The organism is Butyricimonas sp. RTP31003st1_G1_RTP31003_210430 (assembly GCF_040920905.1).
Classification (GTDB): Bacteria; Bacteroidota; Bacteroidia; order Bacteroidales; family Marinifilaceae; genus Butyricimonas; species Butyricimonas paravirosa.
Genome location: NZ_JBCOSQ010000014.1, coordinates 41,290 through 57,394, shown reverse-complemented (window position 1 = coordinate 57,394; position 16,105 = coordinate 41,290). Strand labels below are relative to the sequence as shown.

General features: G+C 50.9%; 13 protein-coding genes. 10 read left to right on the top strand and 3 right to left on the bottom strand.

Annotated elements, in window-relative coordinates:
- Positions 1–12: 12 nt before the first annotated feature.
- From AB5542_RS06295 to AB5542_RS06250, 10 genes are all read left to right on the top strand, one after another.
- Positions 13–2,226 (top strand): TonB-dependent receptor, encoded by a 2,214-nt coding sequence (locus AB5542_RS06295; RefSeq protein ID WP_279038581.1) that lies wholly within the window; start codon positions 13–15, stop codon positions 2,224–2,226.
- Positions 2,226–3,152, top strand: coding sequence for a sirohydrochlorin cobaltochelatase (locus tag AB5542_RS06290; protein WP_087419657.1), 927 nt, complete (start codon positions 2,226–2,228; stop codon positions 3,150–3,152). The genes AB5542_RS06295 and AB5542_RS06290 overlap by 1 nt, the downstream gene beginning before the upstream one ends.
- 7 nt (positions 3,153–3,159) lie before the next feature.
- Entirely contained in the window at positions 3,160–4,653 is a 1,494-nt protein-coding gene (locus AB5542_RS06285) for a PepSY domain-containing protein (protein ID WP_279038582.1), read from the top strand.
- Between the two features lie 132 nt (positions 4,654–4,785).
- Positions 4,786–6,192 (top strand): precorrin-3B C(17)-methyltransferase, encoded by a 1,407-nt coding sequence (gene cobJ, locus AB5542_RS06280; RefSeq protein WP_279038583.1) that lies wholly within the window; start codon positions 4,786–4,788, stop codon positions 6,190–6,192.
- A gap of 121 nt (positions 6,193–6,313) precedes the next feature.
- On the top strand, positions 6,314–6,730 hold the full coding sequence (locus tag AB5542_RS06275) for an endonuclease domain-containing protein (RefSeq protein WP_279038584.1): 417 nt from the start codon (positions 6,314–6,316) through the stop codon (positions 6,728–6,730).
- 125 nt (positions 6,731–6,855) lie between these two features.
- Entirely contained in the window at positions 6,856–8,040 is a 1,185-nt protein-coding gene (gene cbiE, locus AB5542_RS06270; protein WP_279038585.1) for a precorrin-6y C5,15-methyltransferase (decarboxylating) subunit CbiE, read from the top strand.
- Positions 8,041–8,044: 4 nt separating this feature from the next.
- On the top strand, positions 8,045–9,865 hold the full coding sequence (cobM, locus tag AB5542_RS06265) for a precorrin-4 C(11)-methyltransferase (protein ID WP_279038586.1): 1,821 nt from the start codon (positions 8,045–8,047) through the stop codon (positions 9,863–9,865).
- Between the two features lie 194 nt (positions 9,866–10,059).
- The gene (gene cbiD, locus AB5542_RS06260; RefSeq protein ID WP_288215286.1) at positions 10,060–11,850 is read left to right on the top strand and encodes a cobalt-precorrin-5B (C(1))-methyltransferase CbiD; all 1,791 of its coding nucleotides are present in this window, start codon (positions 10,060–10,062) and stop codon (positions 11,848–11,850) included.
- A gap of 216 nt (positions 11,851–12,066) precedes the next feature.
- Positions 12,067–12,747 (top strand): hypothetical protein, encoded by a 681-nt coding sequence (locus AB5542_RS06255; RefSeq protein ID WP_340279706.1) that lies wholly within the window; start codon positions 12,067–12,069, stop codon positions 12,745–12,747.
- Between the two features lie 69 nt (positions 12,748–12,816).
- The gene (locus tag AB5542_RS06250; RefSeq protein ID WP_279038589.1) at positions 12,817–13,056 is read left to right on the top strand and encodes a hypothetical protein; all 240 of its coding nucleotides are present in this window, start codon (positions 12,817–12,819) and stop codon (positions 13,054–13,056) included.
- A 48-nt stretch (positions 13,057–13,104) separates the two neighbouring features.
- Here AB5542_RS06250 and AB5542_RS06245 read toward each other — a convergent pair whose 3' ends face one another.
- From AB5542_RS06245 to AB5542_RS06235, 3 genes are all read right to left on the bottom strand, one after another.
- A complete protein-coding gene (locus tag AB5542_RS06245) occupies positions 13,105–14,115 on the bottom strand; it encodes an ABC transporter ATP-binding protein (RefSeq protein WP_279038590.1) in 1,011 nt (336 codons plus the stop codon).
- 207 nt (positions 14,116–14,322) lie between these two features.
- Positions 14,323–15,369 (bottom strand): iron ABC transporter permease, encoded by a 1,047-nt coding sequence (locus AB5542_RS06240; RefSeq protein ID WP_117721651.1) that lies wholly within the window; start codon positions 15,367–15,369, stop codon positions 14,323–14,325.
- Between the two features lie 4 nt (positions 15,370–15,373).
- A partial coding sequence (locus AB5542_RS06235) for an ABC transporter substrate-binding protein (protein WP_368243018.1) occupies positions 15,374–16,105 on the bottom strand: 732 nt, incomplete at its 5' end.

The window sequence follows — 16,105 nt, the reverse complement described above, 5'->3', positions numbered from 1 at the left end:
AACTTAACCCGAATGAAAAGAATTGTAGTACTGACTACATTATTCATGCTGACTTTGGCAAGCGTCTCGCTAGGGCAGATCACGTTGAGAGGGAAAGTGATCGATGCAAAAAGCGGGAAAGCACTTATCGGGGCCAATGTACGATTAGTCGGAACAAGCATCGGAATCGCCACGAACAACAAGGGCGAATTCGTCCTCGAAAAAGTTCCCGACGGTACCTACACGCTCCGGGCCAGTTACTCCGGTTACGAAGTCAGTTCCATAAAAGTCAGTAGTAGCAAAAGTGACATTCTGTTCCAACTGAAAACATCACTGATCAACCTCGATCAAGTCGTTGTTTCGGGAACGGGAACTCACCGAAAATTAAAGGACTCACCAGTCCCCGTCGAGGTCATGACAGCCTCGGACATCAAAAAAGGTGGAATCTCCACCATCGAGGATGCCCTCGTGATGCTAAATCCCTCGTTTAGTTTCCGCCCAACGGCTATGAGTACAAACATGACCCTTAACGGAATGAAAGGAGATTATATCCTCGTTCTCGTGAACGGGAAGAAAATGACCGGAGACATTTCCGGTTACGTTGACCTCTCCCGGATCGACATGGGTAGGGTAAAACGAATCGAAGTCCTTAAAGGTGCAGCCTCCTCCCTCTACGGATCGGACGCTATTGCGGGAGTGATCAACATTATCACAGATCAGCCGCATGACGCCCTGAACATCGTGTCCACGACCCGATTAGGAGGCAAGGGCAGTTTTATCGAGAACGTCAACGCAGACATCAACGCTGGCAAATTCTCGTCCTCAACCTCTTATCAAAGGCGCCAATCTGACGGCTGGCAACTCAGTAATATCACAGAAGATAGTGTACCTACCCGTCGCAAAGTGTCTGATAAATTTCACTCGGACATCGTGAACCAACGTTTTGCCTTCGATCCATCAAAAAATCTGAACTTGTACGTGGAAGGAAGTTACTTTACCAAAGAACTCGACCGTCCCGTGAACAAGGATGCTAAAGACCCTTCCGGATTCGACTATGATATGTCATACGAGAACTACGCTGTGGGATTGGGGGGAAAATATCTGTTCGGTAATTCCGCTTATATTAGCTTGGATGTCAACGCCAACAACTACGAGTACTACAAAGTATACACCCGTGCCATCGAGTCCAAGGGCGACACGACCACCCACGTCGGAGATGAAATCCTGACCAAACGTCAACGCTACTTATCTACCAACCTAAAAGGAGTATTCAAGATCGGTAAGTACAACAAAATTTCCATTGGAACCGAGTACATCAAGGACTACTTAAAGAATCCCACCGATCTGGCGGAGAGTAAAGATGTCTATACGCTGGCTCTTTATGCACAAGACGAGATTCGTCTTTTCAAAAAACTCCAATTAGTACCCGGTTTCCGTTACATCTACCACGAGGCATTCAAGAATCAGTTTACGCCCAAACTTTCAGCCATGTACAGCCTAGGAAATTTCAACTTCAGGCTCTCTTACGCGGCCGGATTCAAGGCTCCCTTGTTGACGGACCTCTATTATTATAAGGAATCTGCCAAGAAAGGAAAATTAACCGTCGTTATCGGGAACCCCGATCTGAAACCGGAGAAATCGAATTACTACGCTTTCAACACGGAATATGCGGGAAAGTACTGTAACATCTCCGTAAACGGGTATATCAATGACCTCCGTAACGTTATAGAGTCAAAGAAATTACCCCTAACACCGGAAGACGAAGCCAACAAGGTCACTTCCCGAGAAACTTACGAGAATCTGGACAAAGCCCGGACACAAGGAGTTGATATTTCCGTTAACAGCTACCTCGGTGCGGGATTTTCTCTAGGTGGTGGATATAGCTACGTGGATGCCCGGGATAGGAAAACCAAAATTCGTTTGGAAGAAAGCATCCGTCACTCGGCAACCGTCAAGGCGAATTACATGCACGAATGGACAAACTATCGTCTTAACGTGAACCTAAACGGACGAATTCAAGGCAAAAAATTCGTGAAAGCCAAAGAGATTGACGCACCCAAGTACCAAATCTGGAATCTGACGACGAACCACTCTTTCTCTCCCGTGGGTATGTTCCTTTTCGAAATCAACGCGGGAATCGAGAACCTGTTCGACTATTCCCAGAACCTGCCTTACGGCTCTAATCTCGGAACATTAAGTCCGGGAAGAACATTCTTTGCAAGTTTAACTATTAGATTTAAAAAATAATGAAAACAATTATCATCATACTATCCCTCTTTATCAGTCTTAATGTATTAGCCCACGGTGGCGGTGGTTTCAAACATTCCGATATATTCAAGACCCTCGGTCCTAATGACAAAGTAGCCATTCTCATGGTTCACTTTGGTACAACTCACGATGACACCCGAGCCTTGACCATCGATGCCATCAACAAAAAAGTGGCACAAACATTCCCCGGAGTGGAAGTACGTGAAGCCTACACTTCCCGCATGATCATGCGCCGTCTGAAAGAAAAAGGAATAACCAAACCCAACCCGACGGAAGCCATGAACAAACTGATTGCCGACGGTTATACCCACTTGATCCTTCAACCCACGAACATCATCGAAGGAATTGAAATGGAAGCCCTGCAAAAAGAAGTTGCATCATACCAAACGAAGTTCAAAGACATTCGCTTAGGGACAGCCCTTCTTCATTCTCCCGAGGATTACCAAGCCGTGGTAAAAGCGATTGCCGCATCAATCAAGGACAAGGAAAAAGGGGATTGCGTCTTCGTGTGCCACGGGACCTACCACCCGGCAAACTCAACCTACGGGATGCTCGACTACGTGATGAAAGCCCAAGGACACAAGAACTACCACGTGGGAACGATCGAAGGTTACCCCACGATGGATGATGTAATCCGCGAACTCGAAGCGAATAAGGCAAAAGAAATAACACTTGTTCCTTTTATGTTCGTAGCCGGAGATCATGCCAAAAATGACATCGCCGGGGACTGGAAAGACGAACTGGAAAAGAAAGGCTATAAAGTAAACGTCCTGCTCAAAGGACTGGGAGAATATCCCGCCATACAGGAACTTTTCATCCAACACGTGAAATTCGCCACCAAACACCAACGGGAAGACATCACCGTGAAGAAAAAGAAATACGAGAAAACAGACGATATAGACTAACCCGCCCATGTTAACCAAATTGTTTATCCATATCCACCGGATACTGGGATTAATTCTCTGTATCCTGTGCTTTTCATGGTTCATATCCGGAATCGTGATGATCTACCACTCCTTTCCTCGTGTAAGCCAAGAAGATCGGTTCACTCGTGCGGAAATTCTTGATACGAATGGCTTGCCCGCCATCCAAGACGTGTTACTCCGTCTCCCTGCCAAAACGCCAACCCACGGCCTCTCTCTGAACAACCCGTATGGAGATCCCGTATTCAGTATAGGAGGGGGACGCCAAAGCGTTGAGTTATACGCAGACACGAATGTCGTGGCTCCCGTTATTAACTACGCACTCTGTGAAAACCGGGCTGCTCGTTGGTGTGCCGATCGAAAGATTACCCGGGTGGATACCTTACGCACCCTCGACCAGTGGATACCCCTCGCCCACAACAAGCGGGAATTTCCCATCTACAAATTCTACTTCGACGGTCCGGAAAAGTACCAGCTTTACGTCTCTTCCCGAACCGCCAATATCCTGCAGTTTACCGATTCCGACAATCGTTTCTGGGCATGGTGCGGGGCCATTCCCCATTGGGTGTATTTCACCGTTATCCGAGGTAACCAGAACTTATGGACACAATTCATGTACTGGGCATGTTATCTCGGAATGTTCATGTGTTTTACCGGATTCGTTCTCGGCATACGTTCCTACTGGCTCGCTCGCCGGAAAGGCTTTCTCCGTTCCCCGTACAAGAAACAGTGGTTCAAATGGCACCACATCACGGGCTTCTTTTTCGGTATATTTGTCTTCACGTGGATACTGAGCGGCTATATGTCCATGGCCCCGCTTCCCTCGTGGCTCTTTGGCAAACAGGACTCCCGCGGATTCCGCCAAAGCCCGGCCGAAAGACAAGCCCCATCACCTGCCGACTATGCCTTGGACTATCGAAAAGCCATCGCACTCACAGCCACGTCGGATGATCCTGTCAAAACCATCGAGTGGACCCACTACCAAGGTATTCCCCTCTATCGTCTCCGCACGGTCAGCAAGGAAGTGACCTTGGACGCCTCCACTAACACGATTCGTCCTTTCCGCATCACGGAAGAGATGATACTTGCTGCCGTCAAACGTCTCGCCGGGGACTCAACCACCTACTCTATCACCAAGATGAACGAGTACGACAACTACTATATATCCCGTCGTCGTCCTCTACCGCTCCCCGTCTACAAGGTCACGTTCGACAACAAGGCGAAGGATTGTTATTACTATAACCTTGAATCTTTCCGCCCCGTTCACTACGACACCAACGGACGCTGGAAACGCTGGCTTTACCGTGGTCTTCACACCCTTGACATCAAATTTCTCGTCGAGCGCCCCGCGCTATGGACCGTGGTCATTTGGACCCTTCTCCTTGGCGGAGCTGTTGTCTCCTTCACGGGAATCGTACTTTCGGTGAAATACCTCAAAAACAGGTTTATAAAGTTCGTAAAGTTTATAAGGTTCATAAAGTAGTGTCTCCCCGCAGGTACCTTTTGGGACAGCCCAAAACTCCGTCCGAAGGACGCCCGGCACTTTATAAACTTTACAAACCTTATAAACTTTACAAACTAAATCGTAACTTTGCTCGAAATAACGTCTTTATTTATGAAACACGGAAAAATATATGTCGCCGGCATCGGGCCGGGTAGCGAGGAAGACATTACCCCAGCCGTACGGACAGCCATCATGCAATCGGACGTTGTGGTGGGTTACAAATATTACTTTAACTTCATCCGATCCATCGTCCGCCCTGAAACGGAGTGCATCGATACCGGGATGAAAAAAGAGAAAGACCGGGCAGCCCTCGCCTTCGAGTATGCCGAACAAGGACGCACCGTCTGTGTTGTCAGCTCCGGAGATGCCGGAGTATACGGGATGGCACCCCTCGTTCTTGAAATGAAACGGGATAAAGCGAGTGATGTTGAGGTAGAAATCCTTCCCGGAATCAGCGCCTTCCAGAAAGGAGCCGCGTTACTGGGAGCCCCTATCGGGCATGACTTTTGCATCATCTCCCTTTCCGACCTCATGACCCCGTGGGAAAAGATCGAGTGTCGCGTAATAGCCGCCGCGTCTGCCGATTTCGTGACCGCCGTCTACAACCCCAAAAGCGAGGGACGCTACTGGCAACTCTATCGCCTGAAAGAACTATTTCTCAAATACCGTGAACCGGAAACCCCTGTCGGCTACATCCGCCAAGCCGGACGTGAAGAACAAGAAATTAAGATCACGACACTACATGATTTCGACCCGGAAGGGATCGATATGTTCACGATCGTAATCATTGGAAACTCTCAGTCCTACACGTGGAATGACAAAATTATCACTCCCCGCGGTTACTACCGGGAACAATGTACCGAAAACATTGGTATCGGGCAAGAAATCATGATGCGCAGTTTCCGCACCATCGAATCCGAACTAAGGGACAAAAACATCCCCCTCGGCCGTAAATGGGCGTTATTACACGCCATCCACACCACTGCCGACTTCGACATGGAGAACATTCTCTACACCGACAATGACGCCGTGGAAACACTCCATACTGCCCTGCACGATGGCAAGGTACGCATGATAGTAACCGACGTCACCATGGCAGCCTCCGGAATCCGCAAGGGAGCCCTCGAACGCCTCGGCATTAAAGTCAAATGCTACCTCGACGATCCTCGTGTGGTAGAAATGGCATCCCGTCTCAAAATCACCCGCACACAAGCCGGCATACGCCTTGCCGTGGAAGAACATCCCGAAGCACTCTACGTTTTCGGTAATGCCCCCACGGCTCTCATGGAACTATGCAAGCTCATGCGCCAGGATAAGGCCTATCCGATCGGTGTTATCGGCGCACCCGTCGGTTTTGTCAACGTTCGGGAATCCAAACATATGCTGAAATCTTTCACCCATCTACCCAAGCTCGTCATCGAGGGGCGCAAGGGAGGTAGTAACCTCGCCGCCACCCTCGTCAACGCCATCCTTTGTTTCGATGATGCCGCACAGCTACGACCGGGAAGAGACCTTTGAGGAACTAAAAATGGAGAATTGAAAATTGAAAATTTCCCGAAGCCAGTGAGTAACCCAGCTCTCCCTCTGTTTATAGAGGGAGTACCCGAAGGGGGAGGGAGTTCAACATAAAAGATAAACCATGACAAACCCAAAAATTACCCACAACACGAAAAAACAACGGGACATTCGTAGGGAACTACGCCAGCACGGAACACCAGCGGAAGCGACTCTTTGGAAATTCCTCAAGGGACGACAAATAAATAATTTAAGATGGCGTAGACAATTTAGTATCGAAACCTATATTCTCGATTTCTATTGCCCGGCGGCCCGACTTTGCATTGAACTAGACGGGGCAAGTCATTTCAGTCCCGATGGCGGATATAATGATGAACGCCGGACAGAATCTCTTTGGCAAAAACATGGAATCCGTACTCTCCGTTTTGAAAACAAGCTAATTTTTGAACAACCGGAAAATATACTCGAAACGATAAGGATAGCACTGGCTGAAGGAACGCAACAAACTCCTCCGTCAGCTACGCTGCCACCTCCTCTATAAACAGAGGAGGAGCTGGTAACCATTCCCGAAGACGGTGAGTAATCCAACTCTCCCTCTGTTTATAGAGGGAGTACGGCGAAGCCGGGAGGGAGTTAAATCTAAAATCTAAAATCATTAAATCTAAAATGAATAACTTCACCATCATCGGTATAGACGACAAGGATCATCCCGAATTACCGGAACAGGCCCGGGCGGCCATCGCCACCCATCACGTTTTTTCCGGGGGGAAAAGGCACCACGAGATCATGCGTGACAACCTGCCGGAAGCCCACCTCTGGATCGACATCACCGTCCCGTTGGACGACGTGTTCCGCCAGTACGAGAACCACCCGGACATCGTTGTTTTCGCCTCCGGGGACCCACTCTTTTTCGGTTTCGCCAACACCGTACTCAAACGTCTACCCGACGCCAAGATCACCCTGATCCCCACGTTCAACTCCTTGCAGATACTGGCTCACCGCCTTCTGCTCCCCTACCATGATATGCACGTTGTTTCCCTCACCGGGAGACCGTGGCACGAGTTCGACCGGGCGCTCATCGAGGGACAGGAGAAGATCGGCGTGCTTACCGACCGGGAACACACGCCGGCCACCATCGCTGAACGTATGCTCCGTTACGGGTACGACAACTACATCATGTACGTCGGCGAGGCCCTCGGCAGTGACACTGAAACAGTCCGCATCCTCGTTCCCGATGATGCCACGGCCCTCACCTTCCGCCACCCGAACTGCCTTATTCTCTGCCGCACGTACGAGCGTCAGCGGCATTTCGGCATTCCCGAAAGCGACTTCGAATTGCTCGACGGACGTGTCAACATGATCACGAAAGCCCCGATCCGCCTGCTCACGCTGGCACAACTGGACCTTCGTCGCTATCAAACCCTGTGGGACATCGGGTTCTGCACGGGTTCCATCTCCATCGAGGCGAAACTCCAGTTCCCTCACCTGCACGTCGTGGCTTTCGAGCAACGCCCCGAGGGCAAGCGCCTCATGGAACTCAACGCTACCCGTTTCGGGACGCCCGGTATCATCACCCGCATCGGAGACTTCCTGCAGGCTGAACTAGATGACCTTCCCGTTCCCGACGCCGTATTCATCGGCGGGCACGGCGGTCACATGGACCAAATCGTCCGGAAAGTCAGCGAACACCTGCTCCCAGACGGAATTATCGTCTTCAATTCCGTCTCTAAGCAAAGTCAGGAATTATTCGCCGAAACCGTCAAACAACACGGCTTCACTCTCGTCAGCACCCAACACGTGACCATCAACGACCACAACCCCATATTAATCATGAAAGCACAAAAAATATAATCCCATGAAAAAAATAGCCATTATCATAGCCTCCCACCAAGGACTGGCACAGGCCCTTACCATACACCGGGAACTTCCCGAAACAGAACTATTCTACGCGGGCGAAGGACAGGAAAATCCCTGTACCTCCATCAACTCCATCCCGGCCTTCGTCGCCACCAACTTTACCTGCTACGAAGGTCTCGTCTTCATCGGCGCTCTCGGCATCTGTGTCCGGTCCATCGCCCCCTGCATCCACTCCAAATACACGGACCCCGCCGTCGTCAACATCGACTCCACGGGCAAACATGTCATCTCCGTCCTCTCCGGTCACGTTGGGGGTGCCAACGAACTCACCCGCCGACTTGCCTCTATACTCGGCGCCGCCCCCGTCATCACCACCCAAAGCGACAACAACGACCTCTGGGCCCTCGACACCATTCACGAAAGATTCGAGGGATGGATCCCGGAACCCGTCGGGCCGATGAATGAAATCATCTACAAGTTCGTCAACCGTCGCCCCGTGGCCCTACTCCTAGACATCCAAGATAGCGGAACCCGGAACCTCGAACGTACCGCACCGCCTCACGTTGACATTTACAACTCCTTTCAGGAAATAGACCAGAATCGTTACGAGGCTTTAATCATCGTCAGCCCCTTCATCTACCCCGTCGTTATCCCCACCCTCTACTATCGCCCACACGTGCTTTCCCTTGGTTTTGGGTGTCGGGAAAACTGTGACCCGTCGGGTATACGGGAATACATCACCGCACGTCTCATCGAGGCGGGAATCTCCCCGACCAGTCTCACGAACCTCGCAACGATTGACATCAAAAAGGATGAACCTGTTGTCGACCTTCTTACTCACAGTTTAATACTTTCAATGGACTCGTACTCGCCCGACGAACTCCGGGACATCACCGTTCCCAACCCCTCGGAGAAAGTACGTGAAGTAACTTCTTCCCCCAGCGTCGCCGAGGCCGCCGCCCTAAAATCTACCGGAAATACCCGTCTGCTCCTTGAAAAACAGAAAGGTAAACTCAGCGAGGGCAATGACTTTACTTTTGCCGTTGCCATGAATCGTACTGTCGAACGCCGGGGATTCATCGAGATTGTCGGGGCCGGTCCCGGAGACCCGGAACTGATCTCCGTTAAAGGCAAACACTTCCTCGAACAAGCCGACCTCATCCTCTACGCCGGTAGTCTTGTCCCCGTGGAACTCACGTACTACGCCAAACCCGGTGCCACCGTGCGCAGTTCTGCCGACATGACCCTTGAAGAACAATTCGCTCTCATGAAAGAATTCTATGACCGGGGCCTCTTCATCGTGCGCCTACACACCGGGGATCCCTGCATCTACGGAGCCATTCAGGAACAGATGGCTTTCTTTGACGAATACGGCATGGATTACCACATCACACCGGGTATATCCTCTTTCCTTGCAGCAGCAGCGGCCTTGCAGTCACAGTTCACCATCCCCGAAAAAGTGCAGACAATCATCCTTACCCGCGGAGAAGGGCGTACCCCGATGCCGGAAAAAGAGAAACTCCACCTGCTGGCCCGTTCGCAAAGCACGATGTGCATCTTTCTCAGTGCCTCAATCGTTGATCAAGTGCAATCCGAACTGATGCAACACTACCCGCCAACCACCCCCGTCGCCGCCTGCTACCATCTCACGTGGAAAGACGAGCGGATATACCGGGGAGAATTGCAAGACTTGGCGAAGATCGTGAAAGAGAACAACCTCACCCTCACCACCATGATCGTCGTGGGTGACGCCATCGACAACCGACAAGGCCTGTCGAAACTCTATTCACACCAGTTCAAACACCTGTTTAGAAATTGAAAATGGAGAATTGAAAATTGAAAATGAAAAACTACCCCCTTGGAAGATAAAAGTTAAAAGATAAAAACTAAAAGATAAAAGTAAAAGAAACCTGTAACTCGCCAAAGGCGAATCCCAGTTGGAATCTAAAATTTAAAATCTAAAATTAGCAAGGCCTTGTGTGGCTGGAATCTTAAATCTAAAATTAAAACGTCATGATTCTCATTTTCGGAGGGACAACAGAAGGAAGAACAGCGGTAAAAGTACTCGATGAGGCAGGTAGTTCCTACTACTACTCCACCCGTGGCAATGCCCAGCAAATCGAATGTAAACATGGGACCCGGGTAGCGGGAGGCATGGATCATGACGCCATGATGGAATTTTGCTCGACACACGACATACGCCTCATCATCGACGCCGCCCATCCCTTTGCCTCTTTGCTCCACACTACCGTGGCTGCCGTTTCCGAACAACTGGATCTCCCTGTCATACGCCTCGAACGTCGTTACTCGCCACGAGACGAATCGCTCGTGTGGTGTGACACCTTCGATGACGCCATTGATTACCTCGAATCTCACGAAATACGTGATCTGTTGGCCCTTTCCGGGGTCCAGACCATAACCAAATTACAACGTTACTGGGAAAAACATCCCTGCCATTTCCGTGTACTCGACCGGGACGACTCCCGGGAGATCGCCCGCCGGGCCGGATTTCCCGCGGAAAACCTCCTTTTCTGGCAGGAGGGACAGGACGAACTAACCCTGTTCCGCCAGCTACGTCCCGGGGCTATCCTTACCAAAGAAAGCGGTGAATCCGGGTACTACGAGGAAAAAATCACCGCAGCCCGGCAACTGGGCATCCCGGTCATCGTCATTCGCCGTCCACCGCTCCCCGACAGTTTCTACGTCGTGAACGGTGAACATGGCTTGCGCTACCGCGTGGAACGCCTCCTTCCCGGTTTTTACCCTCTCCGTAGCGGGTTCACCACCGGATCGTGTGCCACCGCCGCCACCCGTGCCGCTCTCGAAGGCCTTCTTTCACGAATTCCGCAACACTCCGCCACGATTACCCTTCCCGATGGAGAAACGGTAACGCTCCCCGTCAGTTCGTGCGTTCTCACCAAAGATAGTTGCACCTGCGGGGTTACCAAGGATGCCGGAGACGACCCGGATGTCACGAACGGCTACACCATTTTTTCCACCGTCTCTCTCACAGACATTCCCGGAGTACGATTCTTGCCCGGCGAAGGTGTCGGTACGGTCACCCTTCCCGGCATCGGCATACCCGTTGGCGATCCCGCCATCAACCCGACCCCCCGCCGCATGATCACCGGTGAGATCGAACGGTTGCTCCACACTCATGGTACGTTGTCCGGCGTGTCCGTCCGCATCTCCGTACCCGGAGGTAGCGAACTCGCTCAAAAAACCTTCAATCCCAAACTCGGTATTACCGGGGGAATCTCTATTATCGGTACTTCCGGCATCGTCCGTCCCTTCTCCTCCGAGGCTTTTGTCAACTCCATACGCAAAGAGATACAAGTAGCCCGGGCCCTTGGATGCACGGAACTCGTTATCAACTCCGGAGCCAAGAGCGAAAATTACCTCCGCTCCCGCTTTCCCCACCTCCCACCGCAAGCCTTCGTACATTACGGCAACTATATCGGAGACACCCTCCGTCTTGCCGAAGAGGAAGGTATCGCCCACCTCACGATGGGCATCATGATCGGTAAAGCCGTCAAGCTCGCCGAGGGACATCTGGACACGCATAGCCGCAACGTCATCATGAACCGGGACTTCATCGCCGCCCTCGCCCGTGAAAGCCACTGCTCCCCGGAAAGTGTTGCCCGTATCGCCGGCATCACCCTTGCCCGTGAACTTTGGGAACTTTTTGCCGACACCCCGGCCTTTTTCGCCCTGCTTGTTGATCGCTGTCTCGCCGTCTGCCGTCCACTACTTCCACATGCAAACTTGGATATTATACTGGTTCCCGAACATAATCAACCATAGCCCCACCCGTAAGCATCCCCTAGCCCTCTTCCCGCTCTCCTCTCCTTTATCTACTGCTCTTCTACTGCTCTTGTACTGCTCCTATACTGTTTATACAGTATAAATGTTGTTTATATTGAATTAAATGCTTATTTTTATCTTCGTGGAGAACCGGGAGAGACCTAGAGGATTGTTAAAGGATCCAGGGACTCTCCAGGAAACACTAAAAACACAATCATGCAAGTAGAAGGCACCTCGTTAACTCCCAAAAAACGCTTCCGGGTGGGAGGCATCACCTATTATTACAGGCTTGGCAAACTGCAGGCCTGCCCCAGCAAGCGCTCAACACTCAAGAAAAAGAAGAAAAAAGACGAGAACGGCAATATTATCCCTGATCGAACACCGAAACAAAGGAAAAATAACATCAAATTCACCTTTGCTCGCTATATGTTCGCCTTCATTCGTGAGAGATTTGGAGACCTGCCCGTCTGGAAAATTGCCGCAGCCCAACGAGGGATGACCGATGATAATCTGATACACGCAACTAACTATAAATACTTGGACGAAAAGGGTGAAATCCTTGACATGGAAGGTTTTCAAGTCAGTCTTGGCTCCCTCGCCCTCCCCCTCAACCTACGAGCGACACGGAACGGTACGCTTGTCACCATCACGTGGGACGATCCGCGGGATGAACCCTCCGCAGCCCCGACAGATCGCATGATGGTAGGTATATTCTACGCAGATTACCGCAACACTTTCACGCTCGAAAAAGAAACCGGGGCTACCCGTAGAGACGGGAAATGCGAAATCTCCCTTCGCGATGATGACGGTGAAGTATGTATCCACCCATTCTTTGCACGCGCAGATAACACGGCCTTTTCCGAGGATAAAGCGATCACACTTCCCGACACGGAATAATCCCGAAAAAAAATGCTATCTTTGTACTTGGAAAACACGTGACTGGAAACACGTTAAAACAATTGAAGTATGAAAAGCAAGTTTAAAATTACCCGGGCCGACTACCTCAAAGCCATGAGAAAAGCCCGGCGGGACGAGGAGATCCGAGAACATCTCCACCCGGTGAACATCAACCGGGTACACAAATCCAAGAAAGTGTATAACCGCAAAAGAAATAAGGCGGATCTGAATAAGGATCTGCCTTATTTTTTTGCCTTCGGCAAGTTACAGGCTAGCAAGTTACAGGTTTCTTCAACTTTTATCTTTTAGTTTTTATCTTTTAACTTTTATCTTCCAAGGGGGTAGTCTCTTTCATTTTCAATTCTCCATTTTCAATTGTTCCAGTAGTTCCTCGATTGTCCCCACTTCAATCACGTTTTCCCCTTCCCGGCAGATCCGGAAACCGGAAGTTGTTAAATCTCCCGTTTCTACCCACACGCTCGATTCCACGTTCCGGTTTGCCAAGATGCCGTTACGCTGTAACGCCTTACGCACCATGGCGTATTTATGTCCGTGTCCCACCAGGCGTACCTGGGATGAATACTGATTTTCCACGCGGAACAACCCGGTTTCCATGTCGAAAACAATTCCTTTGCGAGCGAAGAAACCGCTCAAATGTCCTTCGAGAGCCAAATCCTCCGGCGTGCCGATCGTGATGCCATGCTGGCGATCCATGAGCCAGATCTTATCGGCAATCTGCAAGGCCAGTTCCAAATCATGGGTCGAGAGGAATATTGTCTTCCCGGTCTCCCGGGTCAACTGGTGAAGTAACTGCATGATTTCCACCTTACTTGGAAAATCAAGGAATGCCGTCGGCTCGTCAAGGAAAATCACGGGCGTTTGCTGTGCCAACGCTTTGGCGATCATCACTTTTTGTCGTTCGCCATCACTTAACGTGTGAACCATACGATCCGCCAGATTTTCGATCTTCACGAGAGCGATTGATCGTTCGACAATCTCCCGATCCTCCCCGTGCAACGTACCCCAGAAACCCGTGTAGGGACTACGCCCCATCTCGATTAATTCCCGGGCTGTCATGTTCCGGACATCGCATTTTTCTGTCAGAACCACGCCAATCGTACGGGACAACTCTTTGTCTGAATACGAGCCAATTTCCCGATTCATAATGTCAATCTCCCCTTCCAACTTGGGCTGAAAAGCGGATAACGTGCGCAATAAAGTGGATTTTCCCACCCCGTTCGCCCCTAACAAACAAGTTAGTTCCCCGCCATTAATCGCCGTGCAAATATCGCTCGCCACCACCTTCGTGTCGTTCTTTCCCTTGTACCCGATCGCCAGATTCCTTAATTGAATGGTTGCCTGTTTCATACTTGTTATAACTGAAAACGTATTAATTGTGAATTAAACTCCTCCGTCAGCGCTGCTGCCACCTCCTCTATAAACAGAGGAGGAGCTTAATTACTCTTTATCTTCGGGAAAGGATAATCCAACTCTCCCTCTGTTTATAGAGGGAGTACCCGAAGGGGGGGAGTTCTTTTTTCACGCTAAGATCAAAATCACGAAATCACTGAATCCCTAAAACTCCACCGCATCCCGCCTTTTCCTCTTCCTAAACAACACCGACGCTACCACGGGCGCCCCCACCAATGCCGTCACGGAATTCACGGGTAGCGCACCCTCGAATCCCGGCAAGCGGGCAATCAAGTTGCAGAGCAACGCCAGCGATGCCCCGACAAGCATCGAGGCCGGCATCAGCACCCGGTGATCGGATGTCTGGAAAATTGCCCGGCACAAGTGAGGTACCGCCAACCCAAGGAAAATAATCGGCCCACAATACGCCGTCACGATTGCCGTCAACACCCCCGCACAGGTAATCACCCACACCCGGGCCCGGTTGATATTCAACCCCAGATTACGGGCATAACCATCACCCAGCATCAGCAAATTCAATGGTTTGATCAACAAAAACGATAACGGGATAATCACGGCCATGATCGTCACGAACAGCATCATCTGGTTACCCGAAACCCGGGCAAAGCTCCCCAATCCCCAGATCACGTAAGCCTTAATATCCTCTTCCACGCTAAAAAACTTCAACACCCCGATCACCGCATTAGCGATATACCCGATCATAACCCCGATAATCAACAACGTCACGCTCCCCGCCACTTTCCGGGATGCCAGCACGATCAGCCCCATCACCGACAAGGCTCCCACGATAGCCGCAATCGACAGGGCAACCTCCCCGATAAAACCGAGACGACTTAATGCCACCCCACCCAGTTGACCGGAAAGCAACACCACGAAGGCCACGCCGAGACTTGCCCCCGAGCTGATACCCAACACGGACGGCCCCGCCAGCGGGTTGCGGAAAATCGTCTGCATCTGCAAACCGCTTATCGAAAGTCCCGCACCTGCCACCAAAGCGGTCAACGCTTGGGGAAGACGGGATTTCAATATAATATTCTGCCATGCCACCGGATCTCCCTCGCCTCCCGTCAAGATATTCCAAACCGAACGAAACGGGATGGCCACTGAGCCCAGTAACAAGTTTAACAACAAGAACACGAGAATGGAAATCGTGATCGCGAAAACGAGTATCGTGTACTTACCTCTCTTCATCGGCTCACTTTTTTAAAATATCATAATACACCGGTTCATGATCGGGAAGGATTTCCGGGTGGAACACCCGTATCATATCCGCCAGCACGACTTCCGGTTCGGCAGGCATACTCTCGTAGAACGGTTTTTCCCGCATATTACAATAGACCACGTGTTTCTCCTTGAACGCCTTGAAGTCCGCGTAACGCTCATCCTGCGCTTTCAGGGCATCGTAACAATACTCCCCGGCAAAGCTATTCGCTATCCGCCAGTAATCGGCACTCTCTGCCTGATTGTACACGGTCTCGAAATCAAGCGTCACACCACCGGAACGGGGATCATCCTTCAAGAAATAATCCGCCCCCGCATCATGGAACAATTGCGCCAAAAAGCTCTTTCCTCCCACGGCATACCAAACACCCCCACGTAACTCCCCACTAAATACCACCGGACGCCGTTTCACCTCCCCCACCATCGCCTTCAAAGAATTATAACGTTGTTCGATACGGTCGAACTCCCGGTTTGCCACATCCTCCATGCCCAGTAACAGACCGACAAACTTGATCCACTCCGCCTGACCGAGAGGCGTCATCTCCTTGTAACCGAGATGAGGCACCAGCGGGATTCCAATATCTTTCACGGCATCATATCCCCCGCGCTTGAACGGGGAGATCAACATCAGGTCGGGATTAATACTCATGATCACCTCGTTATCGAAATTTCCCTCGATACCGATACGACGGGTTAGCCCCTCGTC

Excerpts from the sequence above, each read along its gene's own strand:
- AB5542_RS06255 (WP_340279706.1), top strand. The coding sequence starts at position 12,067 with ATGCAAGTAGAAGGCACCTCGTTAACTCCCAAAAAACGCTTCCGGGTG.
- AB5542_RS06290 (WP_087419657.1), top strand. The coding sequence starts at position 2,226 with ATGAAAACAATTATCATCATACTATCCCTCTTTATCAGTCTTAATGTA.
- AB5542_RS06250 (WP_279038589.1), top strand. The coding sequence starts at position 12,817 with ATGAAAAGCAAGTTTAAAATTACCCGGGCCGACTACCTCAAAGCCATG.
- AB5542_RS06240 (WP_117721651.1), bottom strand. The coding sequence starts at position 15,369 with ATGAAGAGAGGTAAGTACACGATACTCGTTTTCGCGATCACGATTTCC.
- cobJ (WP_279038583.1), top strand. The coding sequence starts at position 4,786 with ATGAAACACGGAAAAATATATGTCGCCGGCATCGGGCCGGGTAGCGAG.
- cbiD (WP_288215286.1), top strand. The coding sequence starts at position 10,060 with ATGATTCTCATTTTCGGAGGGACAACAGAAGGAAGAACAGCGGTAAAA.
- cobM (WP_279038586.1), top strand. The coding sequence starts at position 8,045 with ATGAAAAAAATAGCCATTATCATAGCCTCCCACCAAGGACTGGCACAG.
- AB5542_RS06275 (WP_279038584.1), top strand. The coding sequence starts at position 6,314 with ATGACAAACCCAAAAATTACCCACAACACGAAAAAACAACGGGACATT.
- AB5542_RS06295 (WP_279038581.1), top strand. The coding sequence starts at position 13 with ATGAAAAGAATTGTAGTACTGACTACATTATTCATGCTGACTTTGGCA.
- AB5542_RS06285 (WP_279038582.1), top strand. The coding sequence starts at position 3,160 with ATGTTAACCAAATTGTTTATCCATATCCACCGGATACTGGGATTAATT.
- cbiE (WP_279038585.1), top strand. The coding sequence starts at position 6,856 with ATGAATAACTTCACCATCATCGGTATAGACGACAAGGATCATCCCGAA.
- AB5542_RS06245 (WP_279038590.1), bottom strand. The coding sequence starts at position 14,115 with ATGAAACAGGCAACCATTCAATTAAGGAATCTGGCGATCGGGTACAAG.